We start from the raw sequence: 26826 nt of genomic DNA, 5'->3' as shown, positions 1-26826 counted from the left end.
ATTATCTTAACGAGAATCCTTTAGCAGCCCACCACGGATGGATTTCAATAATTAAGCGTCCGGCTTTTACCATTGGGTCCGCATTGGCTAAACTATCGGCCATTTTTTGTGTAGGTACATTATATATGGTAATACCTCGAATATCACCATCATCTCCAAAAGGTCCTGAAATATCTGCATACCCTAACTCATACATTTTACCTAAATGATTAAGGTGTGCTTCCTGCAGTAATTCGGCTTCTTCTTCGTTTTGCGAACGTATTGGTCCGCTTTTTAAGAAGGCCATAAAGTACTGCTGCATTAAAATGGTATCCTGTGTTTTTTCATCAACATAATCAAAAGTTTTAAACCCTTTAACGGCAAGTTCTTCCTTAATTTGTTGCATAGTTTTAACCACAGGTTTTTTTACAACTTCTATCGTATCCTTTACGTCTTCAATAGACTCAGAAATGACTTCCGTCTCTTTGGACTCATTTTTACAGGCAACAAAAGCCAATAGCAATACAAAAACCGATGCTGTTCTTTTTATTATTTCCATAGTTTAAATGCGTGTTTACTTAGTTGTGAATTATAATATTTTACATCACCGGTGACTTCTGTTCCAAGCCACTCGGGTTTTATAAATTGATCTTCTTTAGTTACTAATTCTACTTCGGCTACAATAAGCCCTTCATTATCGCCGTAAAACTCATCGATTTCAAACGTATGCTTTCCGGCTTTTACTTCATAACGCGTTTTATCGATAACGCCTTCCTCGCAAATTTTTAAAAGGGCCTCTGCTTCATTTTTAGCAATTTCCCTTTCCCATTCAAAACGTTCCAGACCATCGCTTGACGAGGGACCTTTCACCGTGATGAATCCTTGTTCCCCCTTTAAACGTACACGAACCGTTCTGGCCTTGTCGGTATTTAAAAATCCTTGAATTATTCTCGTTTGCTTATACGCTTCAGCTTTAAAAGCTGTAGACTTTACTAAAAATTTACGTTCAATTTCTATCATTTAGATTAGCTATGCTTTTAATTTTATCTGAAGGAATACGCTTTTCATTATAAACATTATTATCCAGCCATACCATCGCCCGAGCGATTGTCTCAGGTTTTATAGATTGGTACTTTTTCAATTTACCAACCAACAAAGGATCTATCACTCGCATAAGCCATTTTGCTAATGACTCACCCAAACGCTTTTCTTCTCGGTTTCCCGCAATTAATGACGGTTGCAACAAAAAGGTATTTTCAACCTTTTGATCCAACACATCATGCTCCATGTCTCCTTTTAATCTGGAATAAAACACCGAGCTATTTACATTGGCTCCTAAAGCCGACACCACAACAAACGTATTGATGTTATTGCGCTTACACATTTGCGCTGCCATAACCGGAATACCATAATCTATCTTAGTGTAAATATCCTGATCTGGCGTTTTGGCCTTCGTAGTCCCAACACAACAAAACACCACATCGGCTTTAAATTGATTAGAACTCGATTCAAGATTAAATAAATCAACAAAATGTTCCTCCAACTTAGCGTGTTTTACCCCGCAGGCTCGTCGGCTAAAAACAATAACTTTTTTATACCTGTCATCTTCTAAAAGCAGCTGTAAAACCAGTCCTCCAACCAATCCAGTGGCCCCTAAAATAATTGCTGTTTTCAAATTATTGTTTTTAATGAAAATCGTTTGCTTTGATAAAGATATTATAAATTTACAATATGCTACCGACCACTAACATAAGAAAAATTATTCATGTGGATATGGATGCTTTTTATGCGTCTGTAGAGCAAATGGACAATCCCGAGCTTAAAGGGAAACCCATTGCAGTTGGCGGTGGTGGTAAACGCGGTGTTATTAGTGCGGCTAGTTATGAGGCTAGAAAATTTGGCGTGAAAAGTGCCATGTCTGGAACATTGGCGGCTAAATTGTGTCCGGATTTGATTTTTGTGCGTCATAATTTTGAACGTTATACTGAAATCTCAAAGAAGATTAGAAAGATTTTCTTGGAGTATACCGACCTCGTGGAACCCTTGTCTTTAGACGAAGCTTACTTAGATGTTACCCATAACAAAAAAGGCAACCCAAGTGCCTCACTAATTGCCAAAGAAATTCGCGAACGTATTTTTAATGAAATCGGATTGACAGCTTCTGCAGGTATTTCCATTAATAAATTTGTAGCGAAAGTAGCCAGCGATTATAACAAGCCCAACGGACAAAAAACCGTAAATCCGGAAGAAGTTATTGAATTTTTAGAACAACTCGATATTCGAAAATTTTATGGTGTTGGCAAAGTTACTGCTGAAAAAATGTATCAGTTAGGTATTTTCACAGGAATGGATTTAAAACAAAAATCTATTGAATATTTGGAAGAACACTTCGGGAAATCCGGTTCCTATCATTACTATGTGGTTCGAGGTATTCATACCAGCGAAGTAAAACCAAATCGCATTAGAAAAAGTTTAGCAGCCGAACGTACCTTTAGTGAAAATCTATCTAGCGAAATATTTATGTTAGAAAAACTGGAACACATCGCCGATGAAGTTTCACGACGCCTTACAAAAAGTCATGTTTCAGGAAAAACAGTAACCCTAAAAATAAAATACAGTGATTTCTCTCTTCAAACCAGAAGTAAAACGTTGCCTTATTTTGTTTCCGACAAACACCTCATTCTAGATACCGCAAAGGATTTACTCTATCAGGAAAAACTAAAAAATTCGGTACGCTTATTAGGTATTTCCTTATCCAATTTAAACACCGAAACAAAAAAAGAACCGGAACAAAAAAGCGTAAGTGTGCAGTTAAAATTTGGATTTTAATCTTAAAAAAAAGCCACTTAAATTCTTAAGTGGCTTTAAATTATATATTCTATTCTAGGACTTTTACTTAGTAATCTCTCTTACTCGAAGTGTATTTACCATACCTTTTTCGGCGATTGGCATAGACGCTAAACTCACGACCATATCTCCTTTCTTAACGAACCCTTGATCTCTAGCCATTCTGTTAATATCACCCACAGTTTCATCTGTAGACACAAATCTATCATAATAAAACGCCTTAACTCCCCATAATAAACTTAACTGCGTTAAGATGCGTTTGTTTGGTGTAAATACTAAAATATGACAAGATGGTCTCCAAGCTGAAATCTGAAATGCTGTATATCCACTATTCGTTAAAGTAGAAATCGCTTTCGCATCAATCTCGTTTGCCATTAATGCTGCATGATAACAAATCGATTTAGTAATGAAACGTTTTGTGCGTACATGAGGAGGTAATTGAGGCACTTGAATTAATGGTGAATCTTCAACGTTTTTAAGAATATTCGCCATTTGTCTAATTACCTGTACCGGATACTGACCAACAGAAGTTTCTCCTGAAAGCATCACTGCATCGGCACCATCCATAACCGAGTTTGCAACGTCGTTTACTTCAGCACGAGTTGGCGTCAAACTACTAATCATGGTTTCCATCATCTGAGTTGCAATGATTACAGGGATTCTAGCTTTTTTAGCACGTAATACCAATTGCTTTTGAATTAACGGCACTTCTTCTGCAGGCACTTCTACCCCAAGATCTCCACGAGCAACCATTAAACCATCACAGTTAGCAACAATAGCATCTATATTTTTAACAGCTTCAGGTTTTTCTATTTTTGCTACAATCGGAATTTTATGCTCGCTGTGCTTTTCGATTAAATCTCGTAATTGCTGTAAATCTTCAGCATGACGAACAAATGATAATGCAATCCAGTCAACATCTTGACTAATTGCGAAAATCGCATCTTCAATATCTTTTTCCGTTAACGCCGGCTGAGAAATATTTGTATTTGGAAGGTTAACACCCTTTTTAGATTTTAAAGGACCTCCCTGAATTACTTTTGCTTTAACTTCAGAATCTCCATCTGTTGAAACAACTTCAAAGATTAATTTACCGTCATCTAAAAGAATACGCTCCCCTGGTTTTGCATCCTGAGGAAATCTTTCATAGGTCATGTAAACACGCTCCTTAGTTCCTTCGAAACGTTCTCCTGTAGCAAAAACAATTTCATCACCCGGATTAACAACAACCTCTTCCTTCATGACCCCAACACGAAGTTTAGGACCTTGTAAATCGGCTAAAATCGCCGCAGAAAAACCAAATTCATCATTCAGTTCACGTATCATTCTTATGCGCTCGGCAACATCATTATAATCGGCATGAGAAAAGTTAATTCTAAAAACATTTGCGCCTTCTTCAAGCATTCCTTTTAGAACTTCTTTTGTACTTGTAGCAGGACCTAAGGTTGCTACTATTTTGGTTTTTTTATTTAATGGCATTAGCTAAAAAATTAAATTTTCTTTTGACTTCAATTTATTAATATCAACACTAAAGGCTGTTGCTACTTTAGGAATACTCTTTATACTTTGCAGTATATATTTTTCTTTATTGGTACTAAACTCGTTATCTATTTTTAAAAAATAATTAACTGCCTTGTGTTCCGGTATTAAATAGGATAATCTTGTTATCTTTTCCTGTAAATCGAACAACGATTTACCCATGTCTGGTTGATGTATTTCAGTTTTACATGCATTGGAAACCAAATTCCATGTGGTTAACTGTCTTTCATCTTTCCATTCAAATACAGAATAGGCTGACTGATCTATATTAACATCAATATCTGCATCTTTTCGAGCCAGACTAATTCCTAAATGTTTGTTTAAAAGATAAGCTAAACGGTAATCGTCAATAGAACAATGAATCGCAATTAAAGTATGTGATACTTCTTCAAAAACATCATCCAGAATAAGTTTGTGAATAGCCATAACTTATATTAAACGTTGTAAATATAATACTTAATAACATTCAACTGTTATAACTTTATATTAATATTTAGAAGAATTTTAACTAAAACGTTGTAGTTAATAGCTTTGTTTGATAAGTTTTACAGCATTTTTGATATTTTATTCTGAAATACAAAAAACGCTCGCTTTGATGCTTTTTCCTCTGCTTTTTTCTTTGATGTAGCCCTGGCTTTAGCCACGACTTTATTGTCTATTGAGAGCTTAACCGAGAAGTGTTTTACTTCATCTATACCGGTATCGTCGTAAACATTATAGTTGAATGTTTTCTTCTCCTTTTGACACCATTCGATAAGTAAACTTTTATAACTAATAACTTTACCTTCCAGACGTTCAATATCTACATAAGGAATAATAATGCGATTGTAGATAAATTTTTCACAGTATTCGTAACCGCGATCTAAAAAAATAGCACCAACTAAGGCTTCGAATAAATTTCCGTGAATATTTTCTCCAAACTGACCCGGTGGAATTTTGCTTTCAACCAAATTAATCAGTTTCAACTCCTTCCCCAGTTCGTTAAGATGCTCTCTACTAACTACTTTAGAGCGCATTTTTGTCAAGTAGCCTTCGTCTCCACTTGGCACTTCTAAATAAAGATGGGAAGCAATAACAGCACTTAACATGGCATCTCCTAAAAACTCCAATCGTTCATAATTAACAGCGTTTCCTTTGCTGTCTTTAATATTCATCGAGCGGTGTGTAAATGCCTTTTTGAAGTATTTTAATTCTTTAGGTTTAAACCCAAGAATCTTATGTATTTGCATAAAAAAATTCCCGTTGCGTTTAAAACGGGAATTTAATATGTTACGAATGTTTCTCATTCGGGATTTAGTCTAATTTCTTGAATAATACACAAGCGTTATGTCCGCCAAATCCAAATGTATTACTCATAGCCACTTTAATGTCTCGCTTTTGAGCCTTATTCAAAGTTAAATTTAATTCAGGATCAATGTTTTCGTCTACCGTTGTATGGTTAATGGTTGGCGGAACAATTCCGTTTTCCATAGCCAAAATAGTCGAAATAGCTTCAATAGCACCTGCAGCACCTAATAAATGCCCGGTCATTGACTTGGTTGAATTAATATTTATGTGTTTTGCGTGATCGCCAAACACCTCTGAAATTGCTTTAAGTTCTGCAACATCTCCTAATGGTGTAGATGTACCATGTGTATTAATATGGTCTACGTCTTCAGGATTTAAACCTGCATTCTCTAAGCAATTTTTCATTACGGCTACTACGCCTTTTCCATCTGGATGTGGTGCCGTCATGTGGTAAGCATCAGAAGATAAACCTCCACCTATAAATTCTGCGTAAATTTTCGCACCTCTTGCTTTTGCGTGCTCATATTCTTCTAGAACAAGTGCTCCTGCACCTTCACCCAATACGAAACCGTCTCTTGTTCCGTCAAACGGACGAGAAGCTGTTTCTGGGCTTTCGTTTCTAGTAGATAAGGCATGCATAGCATTGAAACCTCCCATTCCTGCAATTGTTACTGCTGCTTCGCTTCCTCCTGTAACCACTACATCACAATGTCCTAAACGAATAGAGTTTAGCGCATCGAACATAGCGTTTGCTGAAGAAGCACAGGCTGAAACCGTTGTATAGTTAGGCCCCATAAATCCATGTTTAATGGATATATTTCCTGGTGCAATATCTGCAATCATTTTAGGAATAAAGAACGGATTGAATCTTGGCGTACCATCACCTTTTGCATAGTTCAATACCTCGTCTTGGAAAGTCTCCAAACCTCCAATACCTGCACCCCATATTACCCCAACACGTAGCTTGTTTACTTTGTCTAAGTCTAAATTCGCATCTGCAATAGCTTCGTCTGAAGCTACCATAGCATATTGCGTAAACCTATCCATTCTACTCGCTAGCTTACGGTCTATGAAGTCTGTTGCTTTAAAGTTTTTCAACTCACAAGCAAACTTGGTTTTAAACTTCTCGGTATCAAAATATGTTATAGGCGCAGCACCACTTTTACCACTAATTAGGCCTTCCCAATATTCATCTTTGGTATTCCCAATTGGTGTTAAAGCGCCCAATCCTGTGACTACAACTCGCTTTAATTCCATAAAGTACTTGGCTTATTTTGCTTCTTCGATATATGATATAGCTTGACCTACAGTTGCAATGTTCTCTGCTTGGTCGTCTGGAATCTGGATGTCGAATTCTTTTTCGAACTCCATGATTAATTCTACAGTATCTAAAGAGTCTGCTCCTAAATCGTTAGTGAAGCTTGCTTCAGTTACAACTTCGTTTTCATCAACTCCTAATTTGTCTACGATAATCGCTTTTACTCTTGATGCAATGTCTGACATAATCTTTTAATTTTAAGTTTTAATTAGTTGGCAAAAATAAAAAACTTTATTTTTATAACACACGTTTAACATTAAAAAAGTGTTTCTAATTTACTAAATTCCTTTTAAGAATTTAAATTTAACCCGCTAATTGTTAATAATTATTCTTTTTTTTGCCGAACAAAACATAACATCAATAGGTCTGTAAATGAAACGTATTGTCATTTTTGCGTCAGGAAGTGGTTCAAATGCCGAAAATTTAGTTGCATATTTCAACAACAGTGATATAGCTTCTGTTGTGCAAATACTCACAAACAATCCGCAAGCTAAAGTTCTAGATCGCGCGAAACGATTAAAAGTTAGTGCGCTATCATTCAACAAGGTCGCTTTAACAGAAACAAACGACGTTTTAAATCTATTGAAAGCCACAAAACCAGATTTAATTGTCTTGGCTGGATTTTTATGGAAATTCCCTGAAGCAATAATAAATGAATACCCTAATAAGGTCATTAATGTTCACCCGGCACTGTTACCTAAATTTGGTGGTAAAGGCATGTATGGCATGAACGTACACCAAGCCGTTGTTGAAAACAAAGAAACTGAAACAGGAATCACCATTCATTATGTTAATGAAAATTACGACGAAGGCGCTATTATTTTTCAAGCTAAATGTGTTGTAGACGCAAAGGATACCGCCGAAGATGTTGCTGCTAAAATTCACGAACTAGAAATGGAACATTTCCCTAAGGTTGTCGAGCAACTATTAACAAAGCAAAACTAACACCTACAATATATTAGGTATACAGTCGCAATAAACCATGTCTAAAAAAAAGAAGAAATACTATACCGTTTGGAAAGGACATAAAACTGGTGTTTTTGAAACATGGAACGATTGCAAAGCTCAAATAACGAATTACGAAGGTGCTCAGTATAAATCATTTGAAACCTTTGAAGCCGCCAAAAAAGCTTTAAACGGAAATTACAAAGATTTTATCGGAAAAAACAAATCGTTTAGCAGCACATTATCTCCGGAACAATTAAAGAAAATAGGGCAACCTAATTACAATTCCATTTCGGTTGATGCCGCTTCAAGCGGAAATCCGGGTGTTATGGAATATCGTGGTGTCGATACCAAAACCAAACAACAACTCTTTATTCAAGGTCCCTTTCAGGAAGGCACTAACAATATAGGTGAATTTTTAGCCATTGTTCACGGTTTGGCGCTTCTAAAAAAGAAAAATAGCAACCGTATTATCTATACCGATTCTAAGACTGCCATAAGCTGGGTTAAAAAGAAAACCTGCAATACCAAATTAGAGCGCAACGAAAAAAACAAAGATCTTTTTGAATTGGTAGACCGGGCTCTTAACTGGTTAAAGACCAACAACTACACGACAACCATAGTAAAATGGGAAACAAAAGCCTGGGGTGAAATCCCTGCAGATTTTGGACGAAAATAAATTCGGTTTTTAGCAGTTAAAAGACGTATATTTGCACCAAAATTAAAAAACCTCTATGGGTAAGTTAGTTATTGTTGGCACAGTAGCCTTTGATGCTATTGAAACGCCGTTCGGAAAAACCGACAAAATACTTGGTGGTGCAGCCACTTTTATTGGATTATCTGCTTCACATTTTAACGTAGACGCTGCAGCCGTATCGGTTGTTGGTGGCGATTTTCCTCAAGAATATTTAGACCTATTATCAAATAAAAATATTGATATTTCAGGAATTGAAATCGTTAAAGAAGGAAAAACATTTTTCTGGAGCGGTCGTTACCACAACGACATGAACAGTCGCGACACTTTAGTAACAGAACTTAACACATTGGCAGATTTCAATCCCGTAGTTCCTCAGGAACACAGAAATGCCGAAGTGGTTATGTTAGGAAATCTTCATCCAATCGTCCAACTAAGTGTTTTAGAACAAATGGAAGAAAAACCGAAACTGGTTATTCTTGACACTATGAATTTCTGGATGGACTGTGCTTTAGACGATTTACATAAAGTAATCAAGAAAATTGATGTAATCACCATTAACGATGAAGAAGCCAGACAATTAACTGGAGAATATTCTCTTTTAGTTGCTGCTAGAAAAATTCATGAAATGGGACCAAAATATGTAGTGATTAAAAAAGGAGAACACGGTGCCTTATTGTTTAACAACGATAATGTATTCTACGCTCCTGCTTTACCATTGGAAGAAGTTTTCGACCCAACAGGTGCCGGCGATACATTTGCTGGAGGTTTCGCAGGATATATTGCAAAAACCGGAGACACATCATTCGAAAATATGAAAAATGCCGTAATTTATGGTTCAACATTAGCCTCGTTTTGTGTTGAAAAATTCGGTACCGAACGTATGCAGAATTTAACCGAAGGTGAAGTCCATAAACGCTTATTACAGTTTAAGCAGTTAACACAATTTGAAATAGAATTAGCATAAAACCGCGCGCTCGAATTTGAGCGCGTTTTTAATTATAAACGTTATTATTTACGCAAAAGCGACAAACACAATAGATCTAAAATGAGTGATGCTTTAAAACACGAATGTGGTATAGCCGTGGTTAGGTTATTAAAACCACTAGAGTACTACAAAGAAAAATACGGAAGTGCATTTTATGGTGTAAACAAAATGTATCTGATGATGGAAAAACAGCATAACCGTGGTCAAGACGGGGCTGGTTTTGCAAGTATTAAACTAGACATGAAGCCTGGTGAGCGATACATAAGCCGTGTTCGTTCTGTAGCACAACAACCTATTCAGGATATTTTTGCTCAAATTAACGATCGTATCAACACCGAGCTTACAGCTCATCCGGAATATGCAAACGACGTTGCTGCACAGAAAAAAAACATTCCATACATTGGTGAGGTTATGCTAGGGCACGTACGTTACGGAACATTCGGGAAAAACAGCGTAGAAAGTGTTCACCCATTCTTAAGACAGAACAACTGGATGCATAGAAACTTAATTATGGCCGGTAACTTTAACATGACGAATGTTAAAGAATTATTCGGAAACTTAATTGAGCTAGGTCAGCACCCTAAAGAATATACCGACACCATTACTATTATGGAAAAAATTGGTCATTTCTTAGACGACGCCGTTGCTAAACTTTATAAAGATCTTAAAAAAGAAGGATTCAGTAAAAAGAATGCTTCACCTCAAATTGCTGAGCGCCTAAAAGTCTCTAAAATTTTAAAAAGAGCGGCTAAAAACTGGGATGGTGGTTACGCTATGGCAGGTTTAATTGGTCATGGTGATGCGTTCGTATTACGCGATCCAGCAGGTATTCGTCCTGCATATTATTACCAGGATGACGAAGTTGTAGTTATCGCTTCAGAACGTCCTGTAATTCAAACAGCTTTCAATGTAAAATTTGATGATGTTCATGAATTAGATCCAGGAAAAGCTATCATCATTAAAAAATCTGGAGAAGTTCGTTTCAAACAAATTTTAGAACCATTAGAAAGAAAATCATGTTCTTTTGAGCGTATTTATTTCTCTAGAGGTGGTGATGCTGAAATCTATCAGGAGCGTAAAAAATTAGGTAATTTAGTAATGCCTAAAGTTCTTGAGTCTATCAACTACGATATTAAAAACACGGTATTTTCATTCATACCAAATACTGCTGAAACTTCTTTCTATGGAATGGTTGATTCTGCCGATATCTATTTAAATGAAAGAAAAACTGCTGCAATATTAGAAGGACAGCATTCGCTTTCTTCCGAAAAAATTAAAGAAATCTTATCAGAGCATATCCGCGTTGAAAAAATCGCTATTAAGGATGCTAAACTTAGAACTTTTATTACCGAAGATAGCAGCCGTGACGATTTAGTAGCACACGTTTACGACATTACTTATGGTGTAATTAAGCCAGAGGACAACTTAGTTATTATTGACGACAGTATTGTACGCGGAACAACACTTAAGAAAAGTATCTTAAAAATGTTAGACCGTTTAGGACCTAAACGTATTGTTGTTGTATCGTCTGCGCCACAAATTAGATATCCAGACTGTTACGGAATCGATATGGCCAACTTAGAAAGCTTGGTAGCATTTAGAGCGGCTTTAGAATTACTAAAAGAAAATGGACAGTATCATATAGTTGAAGAAGTTTACAATAAATGTATCGAGCAAACCGAATTAGCAGATAAATATGTTCAAAATTTTGTGAAGGAAATTTATGATCCGTTTACAGATGAACAAATTTCTGATAAAATCGCTGAACTTTTAAGTCCGGACAGCATTAAAGCTGAAGTAAAAATCATCTTCCAACCTGTAGAGAATTTACATGAAGCATGTCCGAAGAATTTAGGAGACTGGTATTTTACAGGAAACTATCCAACTGTTGGAGGTAACCGAGTAGTAAACAGAGCTTTTATTAATTTTTACGAAGGGAATAAAGAACGTGCTTATTAATTAAGCACTTCTTAAAAGATGACCTCTAAAAATATATAAATCTCATTTCATCTAAGATAAAATACATTTTAACTAAAAAAAATGCACTTTATCTAATAAATAATTTAATCACCTGAATTACATCTACTTTAGTAGGACCATAACATAAGTAGGTTAAGTTCATGGTAGATTTGGGGCAAAAAAAGGTGAACGCTTGTTCGCCTTTTTTTATGCTTTTTAGTTTCCTACACCAAAAACTCCTTAACAGTTTAAAATTCCTACCTAATTCACTTTAAACCAAAATTTTAGCACTTCAACTAAAATATTTTAACACTTCGCACTTCCCATCTATATTTGCTGAACCATAACATAAGTAGGTTAAGTTCATGGTAGATTTGGGGCAAAGAAAGGTGAACGCATGTTCGCCTTTTTTTATGCTTTTTAGTTTCCTAAAAACCAGAACCTTTACAAAAACTTAAATTTAAGGATATTCTCTTAAGCCAAATTATTGGTAGTTCACCCAAAATATTTTATCACAATTTTTTACCACAATATATTTGCTGTACCATAACATAAGTAGGTTAAGTTTATGGTAGATTTGGGGCAAAAAGGTGGGCATTCTGTCCACCTTTTTCATTTCTATTCCATTCTAAATACTACTGAAACTTTCAAATTAAAGCATAAAAAAATCGCCTGAATTACTCCAGGCGATTTCTAATATAATTTCAAAAACTAATTACTTAGCTTCAGCGTAACGTCTTTCAACTTCATTCCAGTTAACTACTTTAAAGAAAGCATCGATATAATCTGGACGACGGTTTTGATAGTTTAAGTAATATGCATGTTCCCAAACATCAAGACCTAAAATTGGAGTTGCTCCACAACCAATTCCTGGCATTAACGGGTTGTCTTGGTTAGCAGTAGAACAAATCTCTACTTTTCCACCTTTATGAACACATAACCATGCCCAACCAGAACCAAAACGTGTTGCAGCAGCTTTACTGAAAGCTTCAACAAATTCTTCCTTAGAACCAAATTCAGCTACAATAGCATCTTTTAATTCACCAGATAAATATCCTCTGTCTTCTGGATTCATTACAGACCAGAATAAAGAGTGGTTAAAATATCCTCCACCGTTGTTTCTAACAGCAGCGTTATTTAAATCTAAATTGGTTAAGATATCTTCAACAGATTTTCCTTCTAACTCAGTTCCTGCAATTGCAGCGTTGAAATTATTTGTATATCCTTGATGGTGCTTAGTATGGTGAATCTCCATAGTGCGAGCATCAATGTGAGGCTCTAAAGCATCGTAAGCATAACCTAATTCAGGTAATTCGAAAGCCATAATTTTTTGTTTTAACTATTAATAAATATTTTAAGTTCAAATTTACACATAAATGCCCTCAATTAAAAATAATTAATCGTTATGAAATGATTGATTGTTTCTATCTTGTGTTCAAATTTGAAATTTATGCTGCAAACCCCACCGTTTACTATATATAATGCCTCTGCAGGAAGCGGAAAAACCTTTACTTTGGTTAAAGAATATTTAAAAATTTTATTCAGTTCTGATACTTCCGATCAATTTAAACGCATTTTAGCCATCACTTTTACTAACAAAGCCGTGGCTGAAATGAAAGAGCGTATTATTGAAGTATTAAAGCAGTTTTCAGATCCTGAAATTTTAAAGCAACCAAACACCATGTTTGACCTTATTAGTAAGGATTTAAGTATGGAACCTTTAGAGCTGCATAAAAAATCTATCAAATTACTAAATACCATCATTCACAATTATGCAGCTTTCGATATTTCGACTATTGATGGATTTACACATAAACTCATAAGAACCTTTGCCTACGATTTAAAATTGCCTATAAATTTTGAAGTAGAACTCGATCAGGATACGTTACTCAATCAGGCTGTAGATAGTTTAATTGCCAAAGCAGGAACAGACAAAGCCCTGACTAATGTTTTGGTTGAATTTGCACTGGAAAAAGCAGACGATGATAAAAGCTTCGATATCGCCTTCGACTTTAATAAAATAGCAAAACTCTTAGTTAACGAAAATGACATTCCGTTTATTGAAACGCTAAAACATAAAACGCTAACTGATTTCAACTCTTTGAAAATTCAGCTTAAAAAAGACATCAAAACAACTGAAAAAGCTATTACTGAAGCAGCCCAGGACACCTTAGATTTAATTGAAGGTGCTGGCTTAGAATTTGGTGATTTTTCAGGGAGTTATTTACCTAAACATTTTAAGAAAATAAGCGAAGGTAATTTTGATGTTGCTTTTACCTCTAAATGGCAGGAAAAAATAGAATCTGCAACACTCTACCCAAAAAAAGTAAGCGGTGATGTTGCATCGACCATCGAGTCTATTCAACCTCAAATCGCATCGGCTTTTGCTTTAACAAAACAGGGTATTTTTCATGTAAAATTCCTGAAAGCCTTTTATAAAAACATAACACCGCTATCCGTGTTAAACGCCATTAATAAAGAGTTAAAAGCACTAAAATCAGACCAAAATAAAATGCTTATTTCTGAATTTAATACCATTATTAGTCGGGAAATAAGCAACCAGCCCACGCCATTTGTTTACGAGCGTCTTGGCGAAAAATTCAATCATTATTTTATTGATGAATTTCAGGATACTTCGGTTATGCAATGGCAGAATTTAATTCCGTTATTAGACAACTCCCTTTCGGCAGATAAAGGAACAACCATGCTGGTAGGTGATGCCAAACAAGCTATTTACCGCTGGCGAGGCGGAAAAGCCGAACAGTTTATAGATTTGTTCCTTGATAAAAATCCGTTTCAAGTCGAAAAAGAGTTAAAAAATCTGCCAGCTAACTTCAGGAGTTTTAAAGAAGTAGTAGATTTCAATAATAAGTTTTTCAACTTTCTTGCGCAGCAGGTATTTAGCAACAACACCTACCAAGACCTTTATGAAAAAGGACAACAAGAGATTAGTAAAAGTGAAAGTGGCTACGTAGAATTATCCTTTTTAGATATAGATAAAGAAGATGATCGAGACGAGCTTTTCTGCAAGCAGGCTTTAAATACCATTAATCGTTGTTTAGAAAATAATTTTAAGCTGGAAGACATTTGTGTTTTAGTTAGAAAAAAGAAGGAAGGTGTGGCTGTGGCTAATTATTTAAGTCAGTTTAACATTCCTATTATATCTTCCGAAACCTTATTAATTAACAATGCTCCGGAGATTGTTTTTATAAACAATATTTTAAAATTATTAATTCAACCCAAAAACAATGAAGTAAAAATTGAAATTTTAAATTATTTGGCTGATTTCTTTAACATTGAAGATAAACACGAATTCTTTAGCGAACATTTAAAATTAGAGTTGCACGAATTCTTTAAAAGTTATGAAGATTACGACATTTATGTAAACAGTAATTATTTGCTTCAGCTACCTTTATATGACCTTACCGAAACATTAGTAAGAAGTTTTAAGCTTGTTGAAAATTCTAATGCATATATTCAATTTTATTTAGACCTTGTTCTGGACTTTTCTCATAAAAAAGGATCGGACATCGAAGGATTTTTAGATTATTTCGATGCCAAAAAAGAATCCTTGAGTATTGTTTCTCCAAAAGGTCAGGATGCTGTTCAGATTATGACCATTCATAAATCTAAAGGTTTAGAATTTCCTGTGGTTATTTTCCCTTACGCAGATTTAGACCTCTACAGAGAAATTGAACCAAAAGAATGGTTTCCTATCAACGATGATATGTATCATGGCTTTTCTCATACCTTATTAAATTTCAATAAAGACTTCGAATATTTTGGAGATATCGGATTAGAAATCTTTAATAACCATCGTTCGGAACAGGAATTAGACAATATAAACCTTTTATATGTTGCACTAACACGCCCTGTAGAACATCTTTATATTATTTCAACGAAAGATCTAAGCACAAAGGGAGAACCTAATAAAAATAAATATTCGGGTCTATTTATAAATTACCTGCAACATCTTAACCTTTGGGATAATAATCAAAATTCCTACTCTTTTGGATCTCCTGAAAAAACAGTGAATCATGAAAATTCATCTAATGAGACCATTACCGTAAATGAATTTATATCGACAGCTAGAGAAGACCATAACATAAATATTGTTACAAAATCAGGAATGCTTTGGGACACAAATCAGGAAGAAGCCATTGAAAAAGGGAACCTTGTTCACAACATTATGTCTAAGATTATTTCTAAAAATGATGTTGATAATGCTATTAATGAATTTTTATCTGTAGGAACAATCAACCATTCGCAAGCAGATCAACTAAAAGATGTTATTAACGAAATTGTTAATCACCCTAAACTACAAAACTATTACAACAACGATAACACAGTTTATAACGAACGTGATATCATCTCAAAAGAAGGTATCATTCTAAGACCAGACCGTATTGTTTTATTTCCTGATAATCAATGTATAATTATTGATTACAAAACCGGAATGGAAGACAAAAAACATGCTCAGCAATTACAATCTTACGAAGATGTTTTAAACGAAATGCACATTTTTGTACTCAAAAAAATCCTAATTTATACAAACGAAGAGATAACAATTAAAGAAGTCTAAATCTTATAAATAAACTCTAATTTACCTTTCATGCGATTTTTATGCATTTAATCGAAAAAAAAAGATTCGTGTTTCAGAAACTTTATAAACCTTTAAATTTGCTAGCTTAAAAAATTGTTCAAACAAATCTGACACATGAAAAAAATTATTTTATTTTTCGCTTTAGTTGTTGTAGGCTTAAGCACCCTACAAGCACAGGATGCTAATAACCGTTGGTTAATTGGGATTGGTGTAAATGCGGTAGATACTTATCCAACAAATGTTGGAGATTCTCACTTCCCAGGCCAAAGCTGGTGGACTGACGAATACTTTAACGCAACAGACCACTGGAACATTGCTCCTTACCCTTCTTCTTTAACAGTTTCTCGTTACTTAGGTGGAAACTTCTCTTTTGGAGTTTTTGGTTCTGTAAACAAAATTTCAAAAGTTGGTGATGCTTCTACTTACTTAGGAAAACAAATTGATGACTTCTCATACTATGGTGTTGACGGATTCTTCAAATACAGCTTTAATACAGAAGGTGCTTTCGAACCTTTCTTAAAAATTGGTGGAGGTTACTCTTGGATTGACACAGTTGGAGCTGGAACATTAAATGGTGGAGCTGGTTTTAACTGGTGGTTCACTAAAAAGAAAAATGTTGCTTTAAACTTCCAATCTACTTACAAGCACTCTTTCGAAGATTATTTAATTCCTCACTTCCAACACAATGTTGGTATCGCTTACAAATTTGGAGGCAAAGATACTGACGGAGATGGAATTAAAGACAGCGAAGATGCTTGTCCAGAAGTTGCTGGTTTACCTGAATTCAATGGTTGTCCTGATAGCGATAACGATGGTGTTCAAGACAGCGAAGATGAGTGCCCAGAAGTAGCTGGTTTAAAAGAATTAAACGGTTGTCCTGATTCTGACGGTGACGGTGTTGCTGATAAAGATGATAGATGTCCTGATGCTGCTGGATCTAAAGAATTAAACGGTTGTCCTGATTCTGATGGTGACGGTGTAGTTGATATCGACGATAAATGTCCTAACGAAGCTGGTCCTGCATCTAACAACGGATGTCCTGAAGTTGTTGTAGATAACACTCAAGAATTAATCGATGCACTTGCAAAAACTATTTTCTTTGAATTTGATAGCGCTAGATTAACTCCAGACAATCAAATTACATTAAACAAGATTGCTGATTTAATTGAGAAAACTGACAAAACCTACAACTTAACTATTGAAGGTTATGCAGATAACGTTGGTCCTAAATCATACAACCAAACATTATCTGAAAAAAGAGCTAAAGCTGTTGCTGATTATTTAACTAGTACTGGAGTAGCTCCTGCAGACGTTTCTACAGTTGGTTTTGGTGAAAACAACCCAGTTGCTGATAACAAAACTAAAGAAGGTAGAGCTGAAAACAGAAGAAGCGAGATCAAAATCACACTAGTTTCTAAATAAAAAAACTTACATCTTTTTTTTTAAAAGCCTCACAATGTGAGGCTTTTTTTATTATATTTATTTTGTTAATAAATTTTAACAACTTAAATTTGTTTACGATTAACACTTAAAAATTAAACTTTTGAATATGAAAAATCTTAGCAGATTATTGTTCGCTATGTTGTTAGTGCTAGGCTACAGCAACATGAATGCGCAAGACAAAAACAATCCTTGGCAGATTACTATTGGTGCAAATGGCGTAGACGCTTACCCTTCTGGTGATGGCGTAGTAGGCAATGCTCAATTTAGTGAATCTATTTTCGATGAATTTTTCAATGTAGATGACCACTGGAATATCTTACCTTCATTATCTACAATTTCGGTATCTAAATACATTGGAGGAGGATTCTCTTTTGGTGTTGCCGGATCTTTAAACAAAATTGAAAAATGGGGTGACGTTCCTGGATCAGATCCAGAAGAAGTAAATGAAGTTGACGATTTATCATACTACGGTGTAGATGGTACAATTAAATACAACTTCTTACAAGGAACAACTATCGATCCATATCTTGGTGTTGGTGGTGGTTATACTTGGGTAGATGAAATCGGTGCCGGTACTTTAAACGGAACTATTGGTTTGAACATTTGGTTCAGCGAAAACATCGGTTTAACTTTCCAATCTTCTTACAAACACGCTTTCGAAGACTATTTACAAACACATTTCCAACATACTGCTGGTATCTCAATCAAATTTGGTGGAGCTGATAGTGATGGTGATGGTATTTACGATAAAGACGATGCTTGTCCTGAAGTTGCTGGTACTAAAGAATTCAACGGATGTCCTGATACAGACGGTGATGGTATAGAAGACAGCAAAGACGATTGTCCTAACGAAGCTGGTTCAGCTGAAATGAATGGTTGTCCTGATACAGACGGTGACGGTATTGCAGATAAAGACGATAAATGTCCTACAGTTGCTGGTTTAGCTTCATTAAACGGATGTCCAGATGCTGACGGTGACGGTGTTACTGATGGTGAAGATAACTGTCCAAACGAAGCAGGTCCTGCATCTAACAACGGTTGTCCTTACGCTGATGCTGACGGTGACGGTGTATTAGATAAAGATGATTTATGTCCAGACAAAGTGGGTACTGTTGCTAACAACGGTTGTCCTGAAGTAACTGAGGCTGTTCAAAAAGCTCTTAACGACTACGCTAAAACAATCTTATTCGACACAGGTAAATCAACAATTAAATCTCAATCTGCTCAAGTATTAGATGATATTGTTGCTATCTTAAAAGAATACCCTAACGCTAAATTTACAGTTGAAGGTCACACTGACAGCGTTGGTAGTGAGTCTTTAAACCAAAAATTATCTGAGTCTAGAGCTAGCTCTGTTAAAGATTACTTAACTAGCAACGGTATTGATGCAGCAAGACTTTCTTCTCAAGGTTACGGCGAGTCTAAACCAATTGATACAAACTCAACTTCTGCAGGTAGAGCTAACAACAGACGTGTTGAGATTAACTTAATAAAATAAGAAAACTAGATTCTAGTTTTTAACAAATAAGTTTTAGAAAAACGCTTCGGATATCCGGAGCGTTTTTTATTTTTATCCAATGACGACGTTTATTTTCGATGTTCTAAAAGATTTACAAGACAACAATAAAAATCTTTCAGAATTAACCTTTGTTTTACCAAGTAAAAGAGCAGGGCTCTTCTTAAAACACCAACTTTATAAAGTTTGTAAGCAAACTATTTTTGCTCCTGAAATCATAAGTATTGAAGAATTTGTCGAAGAACTTTCCGGATTAAAAACCGTTTCGAATACCGAATTACTTTTCGAATTCTATAATACCTATCTTGAATTAACTCCTAAAGAAGAAGCCGACTCCTTTGAAGTCTTTACCAAATGGGCGCAAATTTTATTACAAGACTTCAATGAAATTGACAGATACCGTATTCCTCAGCAAAAGATTTTCGACTATTTAAGCGATATTAAGGAAATAGAACATCACCATTGGTCGTTGGAAGAAAACCAAACTGACTTCATCAAAAATTATTTAGCGTTTTGGAACAAACTTCATAGCTATTATAATAACTTCTCTAAACAGCTTAAATTAAAACAAATAGGCTATCAAGGCTTACTATACCGAGAAGCGGCCGATAGCATTTCTAAATACATTAAAGAAAACCCGGAAAAGCAGCATTTATTTTTAGGATTTAATGCCTTAAACACCTGTGAAGAAACCATCATTCAAGCTTTACTTAAAGAGAATTTAGCAGATATTTACTGGGATATTGACGCCTCATTTTTCAATAACACCTATCATGATGCCTCGTTATTTACCAGACAGCATAGAAAAAACTGGCCTCATTTTAAAGAACATGACTTTAAATGGATCACACAAAATTATACCGTAAATAAAAATATATCCACCTTCGGTATTCCAAAAAATATTGGACAGGCTAAGTATATAGGTTCACTTTTAAAAGACTTACAGCAAAACAACCCAAATCTTGAAAACACTGCGGTTGTTTTAGGTGACGAAGATTTATTAATTCCAGTTTTGAACTCCATTCCAGACGGCATTAATGCTCTTAATATAACCATGGGATTTCCCTTAAAATCCATTCCACTAGCCTGGTTATTCGAATCGCTGTTTTACATTCATAAAACTCCATCTAAAAGCTTTTATTACAAAGATGTGATTAACATTATTTCACATCAGTTTATCAGACCATTGTTTTACGTTGATGATGTAGACTATGCTTCAAAACTTATTGAAACTATTGATGGCAATAACATTATTTACCTAACAGCAGAGCGCTTAAAGGCTATTGCCCCTAAATCCGGTAAATTGATTGATTTACTTTTCTCAAACTGGAATAAATCTATCGATTTAGCTTTAAAAAACTGCTCATCTTTAATTGTTATCATTAAAAAATATCTTGATCAGGATAAAGACTCGAACCTACTTGCCTTAGAATATTTATATCGATTTAACGAGTTGTTTAATGAACTGAACAACCTAAATTCTAAATATGAGCATATCACAGATATTTCAACCCTTTTCGGAATTTATAAAGAACTTTTAAGCTCAGAAACCCTAGACTTCCAAGGAGAGCCACTGCAAGGCTTACAGGTTATGGGAATGCTGGAATCGCGTGTTTTAGATTTTGAAACTGTCATTATCTCATCGGTTAACGAAGGAGTTTTACCTTCCGGAAAAAGCAACAATTCCTTTATTCCTTTCGATTTAAAAATCGAAAATAAATTGCCCACATACAAAGAAAAGGATGCGGTATATACCTATCACTTTTATCGTTTATTACAGCGTGCTAAAAATGTATATATTCTTTATAATACTGAAGCCGATGTTCTTACTGGTGGCGAAAAAAGCCGATTTATAACTCAGTTAGAACTCGAAAATATTCACAACATCAACCACCAAATTCTGGCGCCAAAAGTACCTGTTTTAAAACTAACAGAACATACTGTTGAGAAAACAGAACAACTGGTTAACGAAATTAAAGCTGTTGCAGAAAAAGGTTTCTCGCCTTCTTCATTAACGTCGTATATTCGAAATCCTATCGATTTTTATTATCAAAAAATATTAAAAATTAAGGAACACGATGATGTAGAAGAAACCGTTGCTGCCAATACCTTGGGAACAGTTGTCCACAACACGCTCGAAGATTTCTATAAACCTTTAGAAGGCTCGTTTATTTCAGTGGAAATTATTAAAAATTTAAAAACCAGAATTGACGAACGCGTTACATTTCATTTTAAAAATGAATATAAAGAAGGCGATATTACTAAAGGTAAAAACCTGATTATTTATGAAATTGCCAAACGTTATGTTTCTAATTTTTTAGACTTCGAAATTAAAGACTTAAAAGCCGGAAATGAGATAAAAATCATAGCTATTGAAGCCGACAATAAAGTTGAAATTACAGATATTCCTGAATTAGATTTCCCTGTTAAACTGGTTGGAAAAGTAGACCGTGTTGACCAATACAACGGCATCACCCGAATTATAGATTATAAGACAGGGCGTGTTGACCAGAATCAGGTTGAAATTGTAAACTGGGAAGACTTAATCACCGATTATAAAAAATACAGCAAAAGTTTTCAAGTATTAACTTACGCCTACATGATGCAACTCATGAATCAAATAAACCTTCCCGTTGAAGCCGGTATTATCTCTTTTAAAAACTTAAGTGCAGGTGTTTTAAAATTTGCAAAAAAGGACAAATCGGGTTACGGAGCAAAAAAAGAAGTTTTAATTACTCAGGAAACTATTGATAATTTTAAGATTGAATTAAAAAACCTTATTTTAGAGATTTGCAACCCTAACATTCCGTTTACAGAAAAAGACGTTTAAATGCTAACCAAAAAGCAAACTATTATTAATGGCTTACACCAAAAACCCATTTTAATTGATGCAACCTACACATCAACTAAAATCAATCAGCCCATTATCATATTTTGCCATGGCTATAAAGGCTTTAAAGACTGGGGTGCCTGGAATTTAATGGCCAACGCTTTCGCGGAAGCAGGATTTTACTTTATAAAATTTAACTTCTCGCATAACGGCGGGACGGTAGAGCAACCCATAGACTTTCCTGATTTAGAAGCCTTCGGAAATAACAATTACACTAAAGAACTTGACGATTTAAAAACGGTTATAGACTGGGTTTGTAATACTCCTAAACTTCAAGAGTTTGCTAATACAAATAACATAACCTTAATAGGTCATAGTCGTGGAGGAGGCATTACCTTAATTAAAGCAGAAGAAGACACACGAATTAAAAAACTTATTAGCTTAGCCAGTGTCTCTGATTTTGAAAATCGAATGATGCAGCTTTGCGATGCCAGCCAATGGCAGGAAACAGGTGTTACATTTGTAGAAAATGGCAGAACCAAACAGCAGATGCCCCATTATTATCAGTTTTACGAAGATTTTAAAGCAAATCAAGACCGTTTTAATATTGAACGCGCCGCAAAACATTTAAATATACCTCATCTCATTATTCATGGCAATGCCGATACTAGTGTATCTATTACTGAATCTAAACATATCCACAATTGGAATACAAACAGTAAATTTGTAACCATAGAAAACGCCGACCACGTTTTTGGAGCTAAACACCCTTGGGAACACAACAAACTACCACTTCAACTAAATACCGTAATTCAAAAGACTCTAAACTTTTTAAATGAATAACATGACAGCCACGAAAGAAACACATACCTACGAAAACGGAGAAAAAATTTATGTCGCCACCGATTGTATTATATTCGGTTTTGATGATGGTATTTTGAAACTTTTAGTTTTTGAGCGACGTGTTAAACCTAAACAAGGAGAGCTATCTCTTATTGGAAGTTTTGTTAGTCCAAACGAGAGTGTTACAGAGGCGGCTCAACGTGTTTTAAAGGAGATTACAGGTCTGGAAAACATCTATATGGAAGAACTAAAATCTTATTCAGACACGAGTAGAGATGATGGCGCTCGCTGTATATCTATAGCTCAATACGCATTAATACGTATTGGTGAATATGACAAAGAATTGGTTGCAAAACATGGCGCACATTGGTTTGAAGTCGATAAATTACCTAAACTGGTTTATGATCATGGTGATATGGTGCAAGATGCTTTAGAGCGCTTAAAATTAAAATCGAGATTTTACCCAATTGGTATTGAGTTATTACCAAAACAATTTACCATTCCGCAGCTTCAAAAATTATACGAGGTTATTCATCAAAAGGAATTAGATCCAAGAAATTTTAGAAAGAAAGTTTTGTCTTTAAAGCTCCTTATTCCGTTAGATAAAAAAGATAAATCGGGATCTAAAAAGGGAGCATATCTTTATAAATTCGACTATAGAAAATATAAAAAGCTTGAAGAAAAAGGCTTTAATTTTTCTTTGTTTAAATAAAAACATGCAACATAAAAAAATCCCAATAAATTACTTATTGGGATTTTCTTTTGATTAACACTTTGGTTATTTAGTATTGAACTTAAATATTGTTGTGGTTTGATAAGTATCATCAGGATTTAAAGTAACCGATGGAAACTCTGGTTGGTTTGGAGAATCTGGGTAGTGCTCGGTCTCTAAACAAAAGCCCGTTCTATGACCATAAGTTCCTCCGTTTTTAGAAGGTAATGTACCGTCTAAAAAGTTTCCAGTGTATAATTGAATTCCTGGCTCATCTGTATATACTTCTAATACTCTTCCACTGGTTTTATAGTAAGCTGATGCCGCTAAACGCATCCCTTCATCCTGATTGTTTAACACCCAACAGTGATCGTACCCTAAACCACGTTTTAACTGTGTATCTTCAGCATTAATATCCTGACCAATTGGCTTCGCTGCCCTAAAATCGAATGGTGTTCCTGTAACATCTGTTAATTCTCCTGTTGGAATTAAAGTCTCGTCAACCGGTACTAACTGATCTGCATCAATCATTAATTCGTGCCCTAAAATAGTTTGAGACTCATTTCCTGTTAAATTAAAGTACGAATGTTGTGTTAAGTTTACAATGGTTGGTTTATCGGTTGTCGCTTCATAAGCTACTTCCAGTTCATTGTTATTATTTAAGGTATAAACCACTTTTGTATCTAAATTACCTGGATAACCTTCTTCCATATCCTTACTTAAATACGTTAACACTAAAGAAGCAGTACTATCGGTTTGTGTTTCCGAAGCCGTCCAAACCACTTTATCGAATCCTTTTTTACCACCGTGTAAGTGATTTGGACCGTCGTTAGTTGCTAAAGTATATTCTTCTCCATTTAAAGAAAATTTCCCTTTTGCAATACGATTCCCGTATCGACCAATTAAAGCTCCAAAAAACGTTGGATTTGTTTCATAAGGTGCTAAGGTTTCATATCCTAAAACAACGTCTTCATATTTTCCATTTTTATCTGGCGCTGTCCAGTGTGTAATAATACCTCCAAAGGTGATAATACTGACTTCCATACCTTTTTCATTTTTTAAGGTATACTGCTCTACAGCGATACTATCGGAAGTTATTCCGAAAGGTTTCTTTGAAATCGTTACTAAAGGTGTTGGTTCGGTTACAATATCATCTTGAACCGTATTTTTTTTGTCACTTTTGCATTGCACACTTAGTAAAGCTGCACCCAATAAAGCAAACGTGTAAAGGCCTTTTTTAAATGTATTATTCATTTTATCTTTATTTAGTTATTCTTGAAACTGGATATAAAATTAGTCTTAAAATTGTTAAATTCACACTTATCGCAATTTAAATTTAATAACAGACACCGAATAAGGTTGTAAATTCAAATTAAGTATTCCGTTTTTATTCTGAATTTCAGCAGTTACAGGAACAATATTATCTGGGTTTTCAAATGAATTTTCATCCTCCAGGTTTTCACTTTTAAGAACAACTAATGCTCCTTTTTTATAAACCTTTTTCCCTTTTAAATTTATTGTAACCTCCTGTGATTGCTTTGAGGTGTTTACCACTTTTACAATCACTTCGTTTGTTCCTGAATCGGTAACTGCTGAAGCATATAATTCGTTTTGTCCTGTTAAATCTTGACCATCACTGGTTACCGAAATTAAATCGGTTCCGCGATTAGTTGAAAACAACTTTTGAACCTGATAATTCACTGTTCCATAAGATTCTAAGTTGTTAAACCAAATCATATCTGGTGTCCATTGCCAGCCTTCTTCATGAGCCATTAACGGCGCATACGATGTTAAATTTACCACCTCAGCATTACGCTCTAATCCTGTTATGAAAGCCGCTTCAGAGAAGGCACATTCCCAGTTATTTCTGTTTTCAGGGCTAGCAATAGCAACACTTTGTGCAGCGTATTCTCCTGCAAAAATTTTAGGTCCTTTTCTATCGTAACTATCATAACGTGTTGCGTTCTCTCTAAACCATTCTGGGCTACGATAATAATGTTCGTCTATAATTTCGGCATTTAGTTTTTTAAGCTCTTCCATCCCATATTCGAAGTAATCGCCATCAGGGAACGGACCACTTCCTGAAACAATAATCATATCCGGGTATTTTGCCTTAATAGCTTGTTCAAAAGCTTTATAACGCTCAATATAATCTGGTCCCCATTGTTCGTTACCAACACCAATATATTTTAAATTAAAAGGCTCTGGATGCCCCATGTCGCTTCTTAACTTTCCCCAAGATGTATGGATAGATCCGTTAGCGAATTCAATTAAATCTATGGCGTCCTGAACATAAGGATCTAGCTCATCCATAGGCACCAACTCCCCTGAATTAAACTGACAAGCCATACCGCAGCTTAAAATAGGTAGAGGCTCGGCTCCTAAATCTTCAGACAGCTGAAAATATTCGAAAAACCCTAAACCAAAACTCTGATAATAATCGGGTGTTAATCGATGACTAAACTCGGTATTCCATCGGTTTACCAAAACCTCTCTGTTTTCGATTGGGCCAACTGTTTTTTTCCATTGATAACGTCTTGCCAGTGTGCGCCCTTCAACAATACAACCTCCAGGAAATCTTAAAAATCCTGGATCTAAATCGTATAATAACTGTACTAAATCTTTGCGTAATCCTTTTTCTCTGCCTTTCCATGTATCAACAGGAAATAAAGAAATCATGTCTAAATCGATTTCTCCGGTACCTTCAAACGTAATTTTAAGTTTCGCCTTTGCCAATGTTTTACTGGCTGTAATTTGTGCTTTATAATCTGTCCAGTCTGATGATGTTATATCTACTGAAGTTTCTCCTAAAACCACATTATTTTCATCAATAAACTGAACATTTATTTTACCAATGTTTCCACTATGCTTAGCAGCTGATAAATACAAATTATAGCTTTCGCCTTCTTTGATTCCCATACCACGGAACCCCTCGTTAATCAATTGATAGCCTTGATCATCATTTACTTTAACTCTAATAAAATTGGTGTTTCCGGGGTTATCTGCATATTTCACGATAGATCCAATTCCGGAATTATTATTAAATGAATGTCTATCACTGTTGGGTTGTATCCAGCCTAAAAACGGATCGACCGTAAACTCGAACGATCTGTTTTTTATCATTTCTGCATACAAACCGCCATCGGCAGCAAAGTTGATATCTTCAAAAAACACACCATACATCGTTGGTTGAATCTCTGCTATTTTATTATTGATATCTACCTCTAAATCGGTTTGCCCAACCACCAAAAATGCATTTAACATCAAGGATAAACCAATAGCTTTTGTTAAACGTTGTTGTATCATAATATTTAGTTTAGTTG

Annotated in this window: 22 protein-coding genes; 11 read left to right on the top strand and 11 right to left on the bottom strand. The window is 35.1% G+C overall.

The features are described from left to right. Nucleotide 1 precedes the first annotated feature (1 nt). Genes NO995_RS06765 through NO995_RS06755 form a run of 3 tightly spaced genes read right to left on the bottom strand, consistent with a single transcriptional unit; the run spans nucleotide 2 to nucleotide 1654 of the window. On the bottom strand, nucleotides 2-538 hold the full coding sequence (locus tag NO995_RS06765; protein WP_258226810.1) for a YciI family protein: 537 nt from the start codon (nucleotides 536-538) through the stop codon (nucleotides 2-4). Next, complete coding sequence (locus NO995_RS06760) at nucleotides 529-999, bottom strand: CYTH domain-containing protein (RefSeq protein ID WP_258226809.1); 471 nt, start codon at nucleotides 997-999, stop codon at nucleotides 529-531. The genes NO995_RS06765 and NO995_RS06760 overlap by 10 nt, the downstream gene beginning before the upstream one ends. Next, entirely contained in the window at nucleotides 986-1654 is a 669-nt protein-coding gene (locus tag NO995_RS06755) for an NAD(P)H-binding protein (RefSeq protein ID WP_258226808.1), read from the bottom strand. The genes NO995_RS06760 and NO995_RS06755 overlap by 14 nt, the downstream gene beginning before the upstream one ends. A 56-nt stretch (nucleotides 1655-1710) precedes the next feature. On the opposite strand from NO995_RS06755, the gene dinB reads away from it, so the two are divergent. Beyond that, entirely contained in the window at nucleotides 1711-2808 is a 1098-nt protein-coding gene (dinB, locus tag NO995_RS06750; RefSeq protein WP_258226807.1) for a DNA polymerase IV, read from the top strand. 63 nt (nucleotides 2809-2871) lie between these two features. On the opposite strand, the gene pyk is transcribed toward dinB, so the two are convergent. The 5 genes from pyk to NO995_RS06725 form a co-directional block, all read right to left on the bottom strand. Next, entirely contained in the window at nucleotides 2872-4305 is a 1434-nt protein-coding gene (gene pyk / locus NO995_RS06745; protein WP_240572600.1) for a pyruvate kinase, read from the bottom strand. 3 nt (nucleotides 4306-4308) lie between these two features. Continuing rightward, nucleotides 4309-4791 (bottom strand): IPExxxVDY family protein, encoded by a 483-nt coding sequence (locus NO995_RS06740; RefSeq protein WP_240572599.1) that lies wholly within the window; start codon nucleotides 4789-4791, stop codon nucleotides 4309-4311. Between the two features lie 119 nt (nucleotides 4792-4910). Then, nucleotides 4911-5651: a ribonuclease III gene (gene rnc / locus NO995_RS06735; RefSeq protein ID WP_240572598.1), complete on the bottom strand. Its 741-nt coding sequence runs from the start codon at nucleotides 5649-5651 to the stop codon at nucleotides 4911-4913. Nucleotides 5652-5658: 7 nt separating this feature from the next. Next, nucleotides 5659-6909 (bottom strand): beta-ketoacyl-ACP synthase II, encoded by a 1251-nt coding sequence (fabF, locus tag NO995_RS06730; RefSeq protein ID WP_240572597.1) that lies wholly within the window; start codon nucleotides 6907-6909, stop codon nucleotides 5659-5661. Nucleotides 6910-6921: 12 nt separating this feature from the next. Further along, nucleotides 6922-7155 carry an acyl carrier protein gene (locus tag NO995_RS06725; protein WP_008269813.1) on the bottom strand — a complete coding sequence of 78 codons (234 nt, stop codon included), beginning with the start codon at nucleotides 7153-7155 and terminating at the stop codon, nucleotides 6922-6924. A 187-nt stretch (nucleotides 7156-7342) separates the two neighbouring features. On the opposite strand from NO995_RS06725, the gene NO995_RS06720 reads away from it, so the two are divergent. From NO995_RS06720 to NO995_RS06705, 4 genes are all read left to right on the top strand, one after another. Further along, complete coding sequence (locus NO995_RS06720; RefSeq protein ID WP_258226806.1) at nucleotides 7343-7915, top strand: phosphoribosylglycinamide formyltransferase; 573 nt, start codon at nucleotides 7343-7345, stop codon at nucleotides 7913-7915. A gap of 37 nt (nucleotides 7916-7952) precedes the next feature. Next, entirely contained in the window at nucleotides 7953-8594 is a 642-nt protein-coding gene (locus NO995_RS06715; RefSeq protein ID WP_258226805.1) for a ribonuclease H family protein, read from the top strand. Between the two features lie 55 nt (nucleotides 8595-8649). Next, the gene (locus tag NO995_RS06710; protein WP_258226804.1) at nucleotides 8650-9576 is read left to right on the top strand and encodes a PfkB family carbohydrate kinase; all 927 of its coding nucleotides are present in this window, start codon (nucleotides 8650-8652) and stop codon (nucleotides 9574-9576) included. An 81-nt stretch (nucleotides 9577-9657) separates the two neighbouring features. Then, complete coding sequence (locus tag NO995_RS06705; protein WP_258226803.1) at nucleotides 9658-11556, top strand: amidophosphoribosyltransferase; 1899 nt, start codon at nucleotides 9658-9660, stop codon at nucleotides 11554-11556. 715 nt (nucleotides 11557-12271) lie between these two features. Here NO995_RS06705 and NO995_RS06700 read toward each other — a convergent pair. Next, a complete protein-coding gene (locus NO995_RS06700; RefSeq protein ID WP_258226802.1) occupies nucleotides 12272-12880 on the bottom strand; it encodes a superoxide dismutase in 609 nt (202 codons plus the stop codon). Nucleotides 12881-13006: 126 nt separating this feature from the next. On the opposite strand from NO995_RS06700, the gene NO995_RS06695 reads away from it, so the two are divergent. The 6 genes from NO995_RS06695 (at nucleotide 13007) to NO995_RS06670 (ending at nucleotide 23503) form a co-directional block, all read left to right on the top strand. Next, entirely contained in the window at nucleotides 13007-16138 is a 3132-nt protein-coding gene (locus NO995_RS06695; protein ID WP_258226801.1) for an exodeoxyribonuclease V subunit beta, read from the top strand. Between the two features lie 135 nt (nucleotides 16139-16273). Next, the gene (locus NO995_RS06690; RefSeq protein WP_240572590.1) at nucleotides 16274-17581 is read left to right on the top strand and encodes an OmpA family protein; all 1308 of its coding nucleotides are present in this window, start codon (nucleotides 16274-16276) and stop codon (nucleotides 17579-17581) included. A gap of 127 nt (nucleotides 17582-17708) precedes the next feature. Next, nucleotides 17709-19100, top strand: coding sequence for an OmpA family protein (locus tag NO995_RS06685; RefSeq protein ID WP_258226800.1), 1392 nt, complete (start codon nucleotides 17709-17711; stop codon nucleotides 19098-19100). Nucleotides 19101-19179: 79 nt separating this feature from the next. Continuing rightward, nucleotides 19180-21948, top strand: coding sequence for a PD-(D/E)XK nuclease family protein (locus NO995_RS06680; RefSeq protein ID WP_258226799.1), 2769 nt, complete (start codon nucleotides 19180-19182; stop codon nucleotides 21946-21948). Continuing rightward, on the top strand, nucleotides 21949-22791 hold the full coding sequence (locus NO995_RS06675; RefSeq protein WP_258226798.1) for a S9 family peptidase: 843 nt from the start codon (nucleotides 21949-21951) through the stop codon (nucleotides 22789-22791). After that, nucleotides 22784-23503 carry an NUDIX domain-containing protein gene (locus NO995_RS06670; RefSeq protein WP_306468583.1) on the top strand — a complete coding sequence of 240 codons (720 nt, stop codon included), beginning with the start codon at nucleotides 22784-22786 and terminating at the stop codon, nucleotides 23501-23503. Before NO995_RS06675 ends, NO995_RS06670 begins: the two co-directional genes overlap by 8 nt. 66 nt (nucleotides 23504-23569) lie before the next feature. Here the strand turns inward: NO995_RS06670 and NO995_RS06665 are convergent, their stop codons facing one another. Then, on the bottom strand, nucleotides 23570-24757 hold the full coding sequence (locus NO995_RS06665; RefSeq protein WP_258226797.1) for an aldose epimerase family protein: 1188 nt from the start codon (nucleotides 24755-24757) through the stop codon (nucleotides 23570-23572). 66 nt (nucleotides 24758-24823) lie between these two features. Continuing rightward, on the bottom strand, nucleotides 24824-26809 hold the full coding sequence (locus NO995_RS06660) for an alpha-L-arabinofuranosidase C-terminal domain-containing protein (protein WP_258226796.1): 1986 nt from the start codon (nucleotides 26807-26809) through the stop codon (nucleotides 24824-24826). Nucleotides 26810-26826 lie beyond the last annotated feature (17 nt).

This window comes from Aestuariibaculum sp. M13, assembly GCF_024723255.1.
Taxonomy (GTDB): Bacteria; Bacteroidota; Bacteroidia; order Flavobacteriales; family Flavobacteriaceae; genus Aestuariibaculum; species Aestuariibaculum lutulentum.
Note: the sequence above shows the minus strand (reverse complement) of the source record. Positions and strands in the feature narration are given on the sequence as shown.

What these genes read in the sequence shown, in the direction of transcription:
- NO995_RS06670 (WP_306468583.1), top strand. Translation starts at nt 22,784, where the DNA reads ATGAATAACATGACAGCCACGAAAGAAACACATACCTACGAAAACGGA.
- NO995_RS06705 (WP_258226803.1), top strand. Translation starts at nt 9,658, where the DNA reads ATGAGTGATGCTTTAAAACACGAATGTGGTATAGCCGTGGTTAGGTTA.
- NO995_RS06685 (WP_258226800.1), top strand. Translation starts at nt 17,709, where the DNA reads ATGAAAAATCTTAGCAGATTATTGTTCGCTATGTTGTTAGTGCTAGGC.
- NO995_RS06675 (WP_258226798.1), top strand. Translation starts at nt 21,949, where the DNA reads ATGCTAACCAAAAAGCAAACTATTATTAATGGCTTACACCAAAAACCC.
- NO995_RS06740 (WP_240572599.1), bottom strand. Translation starts at nt 4,791, where the DNA reads ATGGCTATTCACAAACTTATTCTGGATGATGTTTTTGAAGAAGTATCA.
- NO995_RS06725 (WP_008269813.1), bottom strand. Translation starts at nt 7,155, where the DNA reads ATGTCAGACATTGCATCAAGAGTAAAAGCGATTATCGTAGACAAATTA.
- NO995_RS06760 (WP_258226809.1), bottom strand. Translation starts at nt 999, where the DNA reads ATGATAGAAATTGAACGTAAATTTTTAGTAAAGTCTACAGCTTTTAAA.
- NO995_RS06690 (WP_240572590.1), top strand. Translation starts at nt 16,274, where the DNA reads ATGAAAAAAATTATTTTATTTTTCGCTTTAGTTGTTGTAGGCTTAAGC.
- NO995_RS06660 (WP_258226796.1), bottom strand. Translation starts at nt 26,809, where the DNA reads ATGATACAACAACGTTTAACAAAAGCTATTGGTTTATCCTTGATGTTA.
- NO995_RS06695 (WP_258226801.1), top strand. Translation starts at nt 13,007, where the DNA reads ATGCTGCAAACCCCACCGTTTACTATATATAATGCCTCTGCAGGAAGC.
- NO995_RS06720 (WP_258226806.1), top strand. Translation starts at nt 7,343, where the DNA reads ATGAAACGTATTGTCATTTTTGCGTCAGGAAGTGGTTCAAATGCCGAA.
- dinB (WP_258226807.1), top strand. Translation starts at nt 1,711, where the DNA reads ATGCTACCGACCACTAACATAAGAAAAATTATTCATGTGGATATGGAT.
- NO995_RS06710 (WP_258226804.1), top strand. Translation starts at nt 8,650, where the DNA reads ATGGGTAAGTTAGTTATTGTTGGCACAGTAGCCTTTGATGCTATTGAA.
- NO995_RS06700 (WP_258226802.1), bottom strand. Translation starts at nt 12,880, where the DNA reads ATGGCTTTCGAATTACCTGAATTAGGTTATGCTTACGATGCTTTAGAG.
- NO995_RS06665 (WP_258226797.1), bottom strand. Translation starts at nt 24,757, where the DNA reads ATGAATAATACATTTAAAAAAGGCCTTTACACGTTTGCTTTATTGGGT.
- NO995_RS06765 (WP_258226810.1), bottom strand. Translation starts at nt 538, where the DNA reads ATGGAAATAATAAAAAGAACAGCATCGGTTTTTGTATTGCTATTGGCT.
- rnc (WP_240572598.1), bottom strand. Translation starts at nt 5,651, where the DNA reads ATGAGAAACATTCGTAACATATTAAATTCCCGTTTTAAACGCAACGGG.
- fabF (WP_240572597.1), bottom strand. Translation starts at nt 6,909, where the DNA reads ATGGAATTAAAGCGAGTTGTAGTCACAGGATTGGGCGCTTTAACACCA.
- pyk (WP_240572600.1), bottom strand. Translation starts at nt 4,305, where the DNA reads ATGCCATTAAATAAAAAAACCAAAATAGTAGCAACCTTAGGTCCTGCT.
- NO995_RS06715 (WP_258226805.1), top strand. Translation starts at nt 7,953, where the DNA reads ATGTCTAAAAAAAAGAAGAAATACTATACCGTTTGGAAAGGACATAAA.
- NO995_RS06680 (WP_258226799.1), top strand. Translation starts at nt 19,180, where the DNA reads ATGACGACGTTTATTTTCGATGTTCTAAAAGATTTACAAGACAACAAT.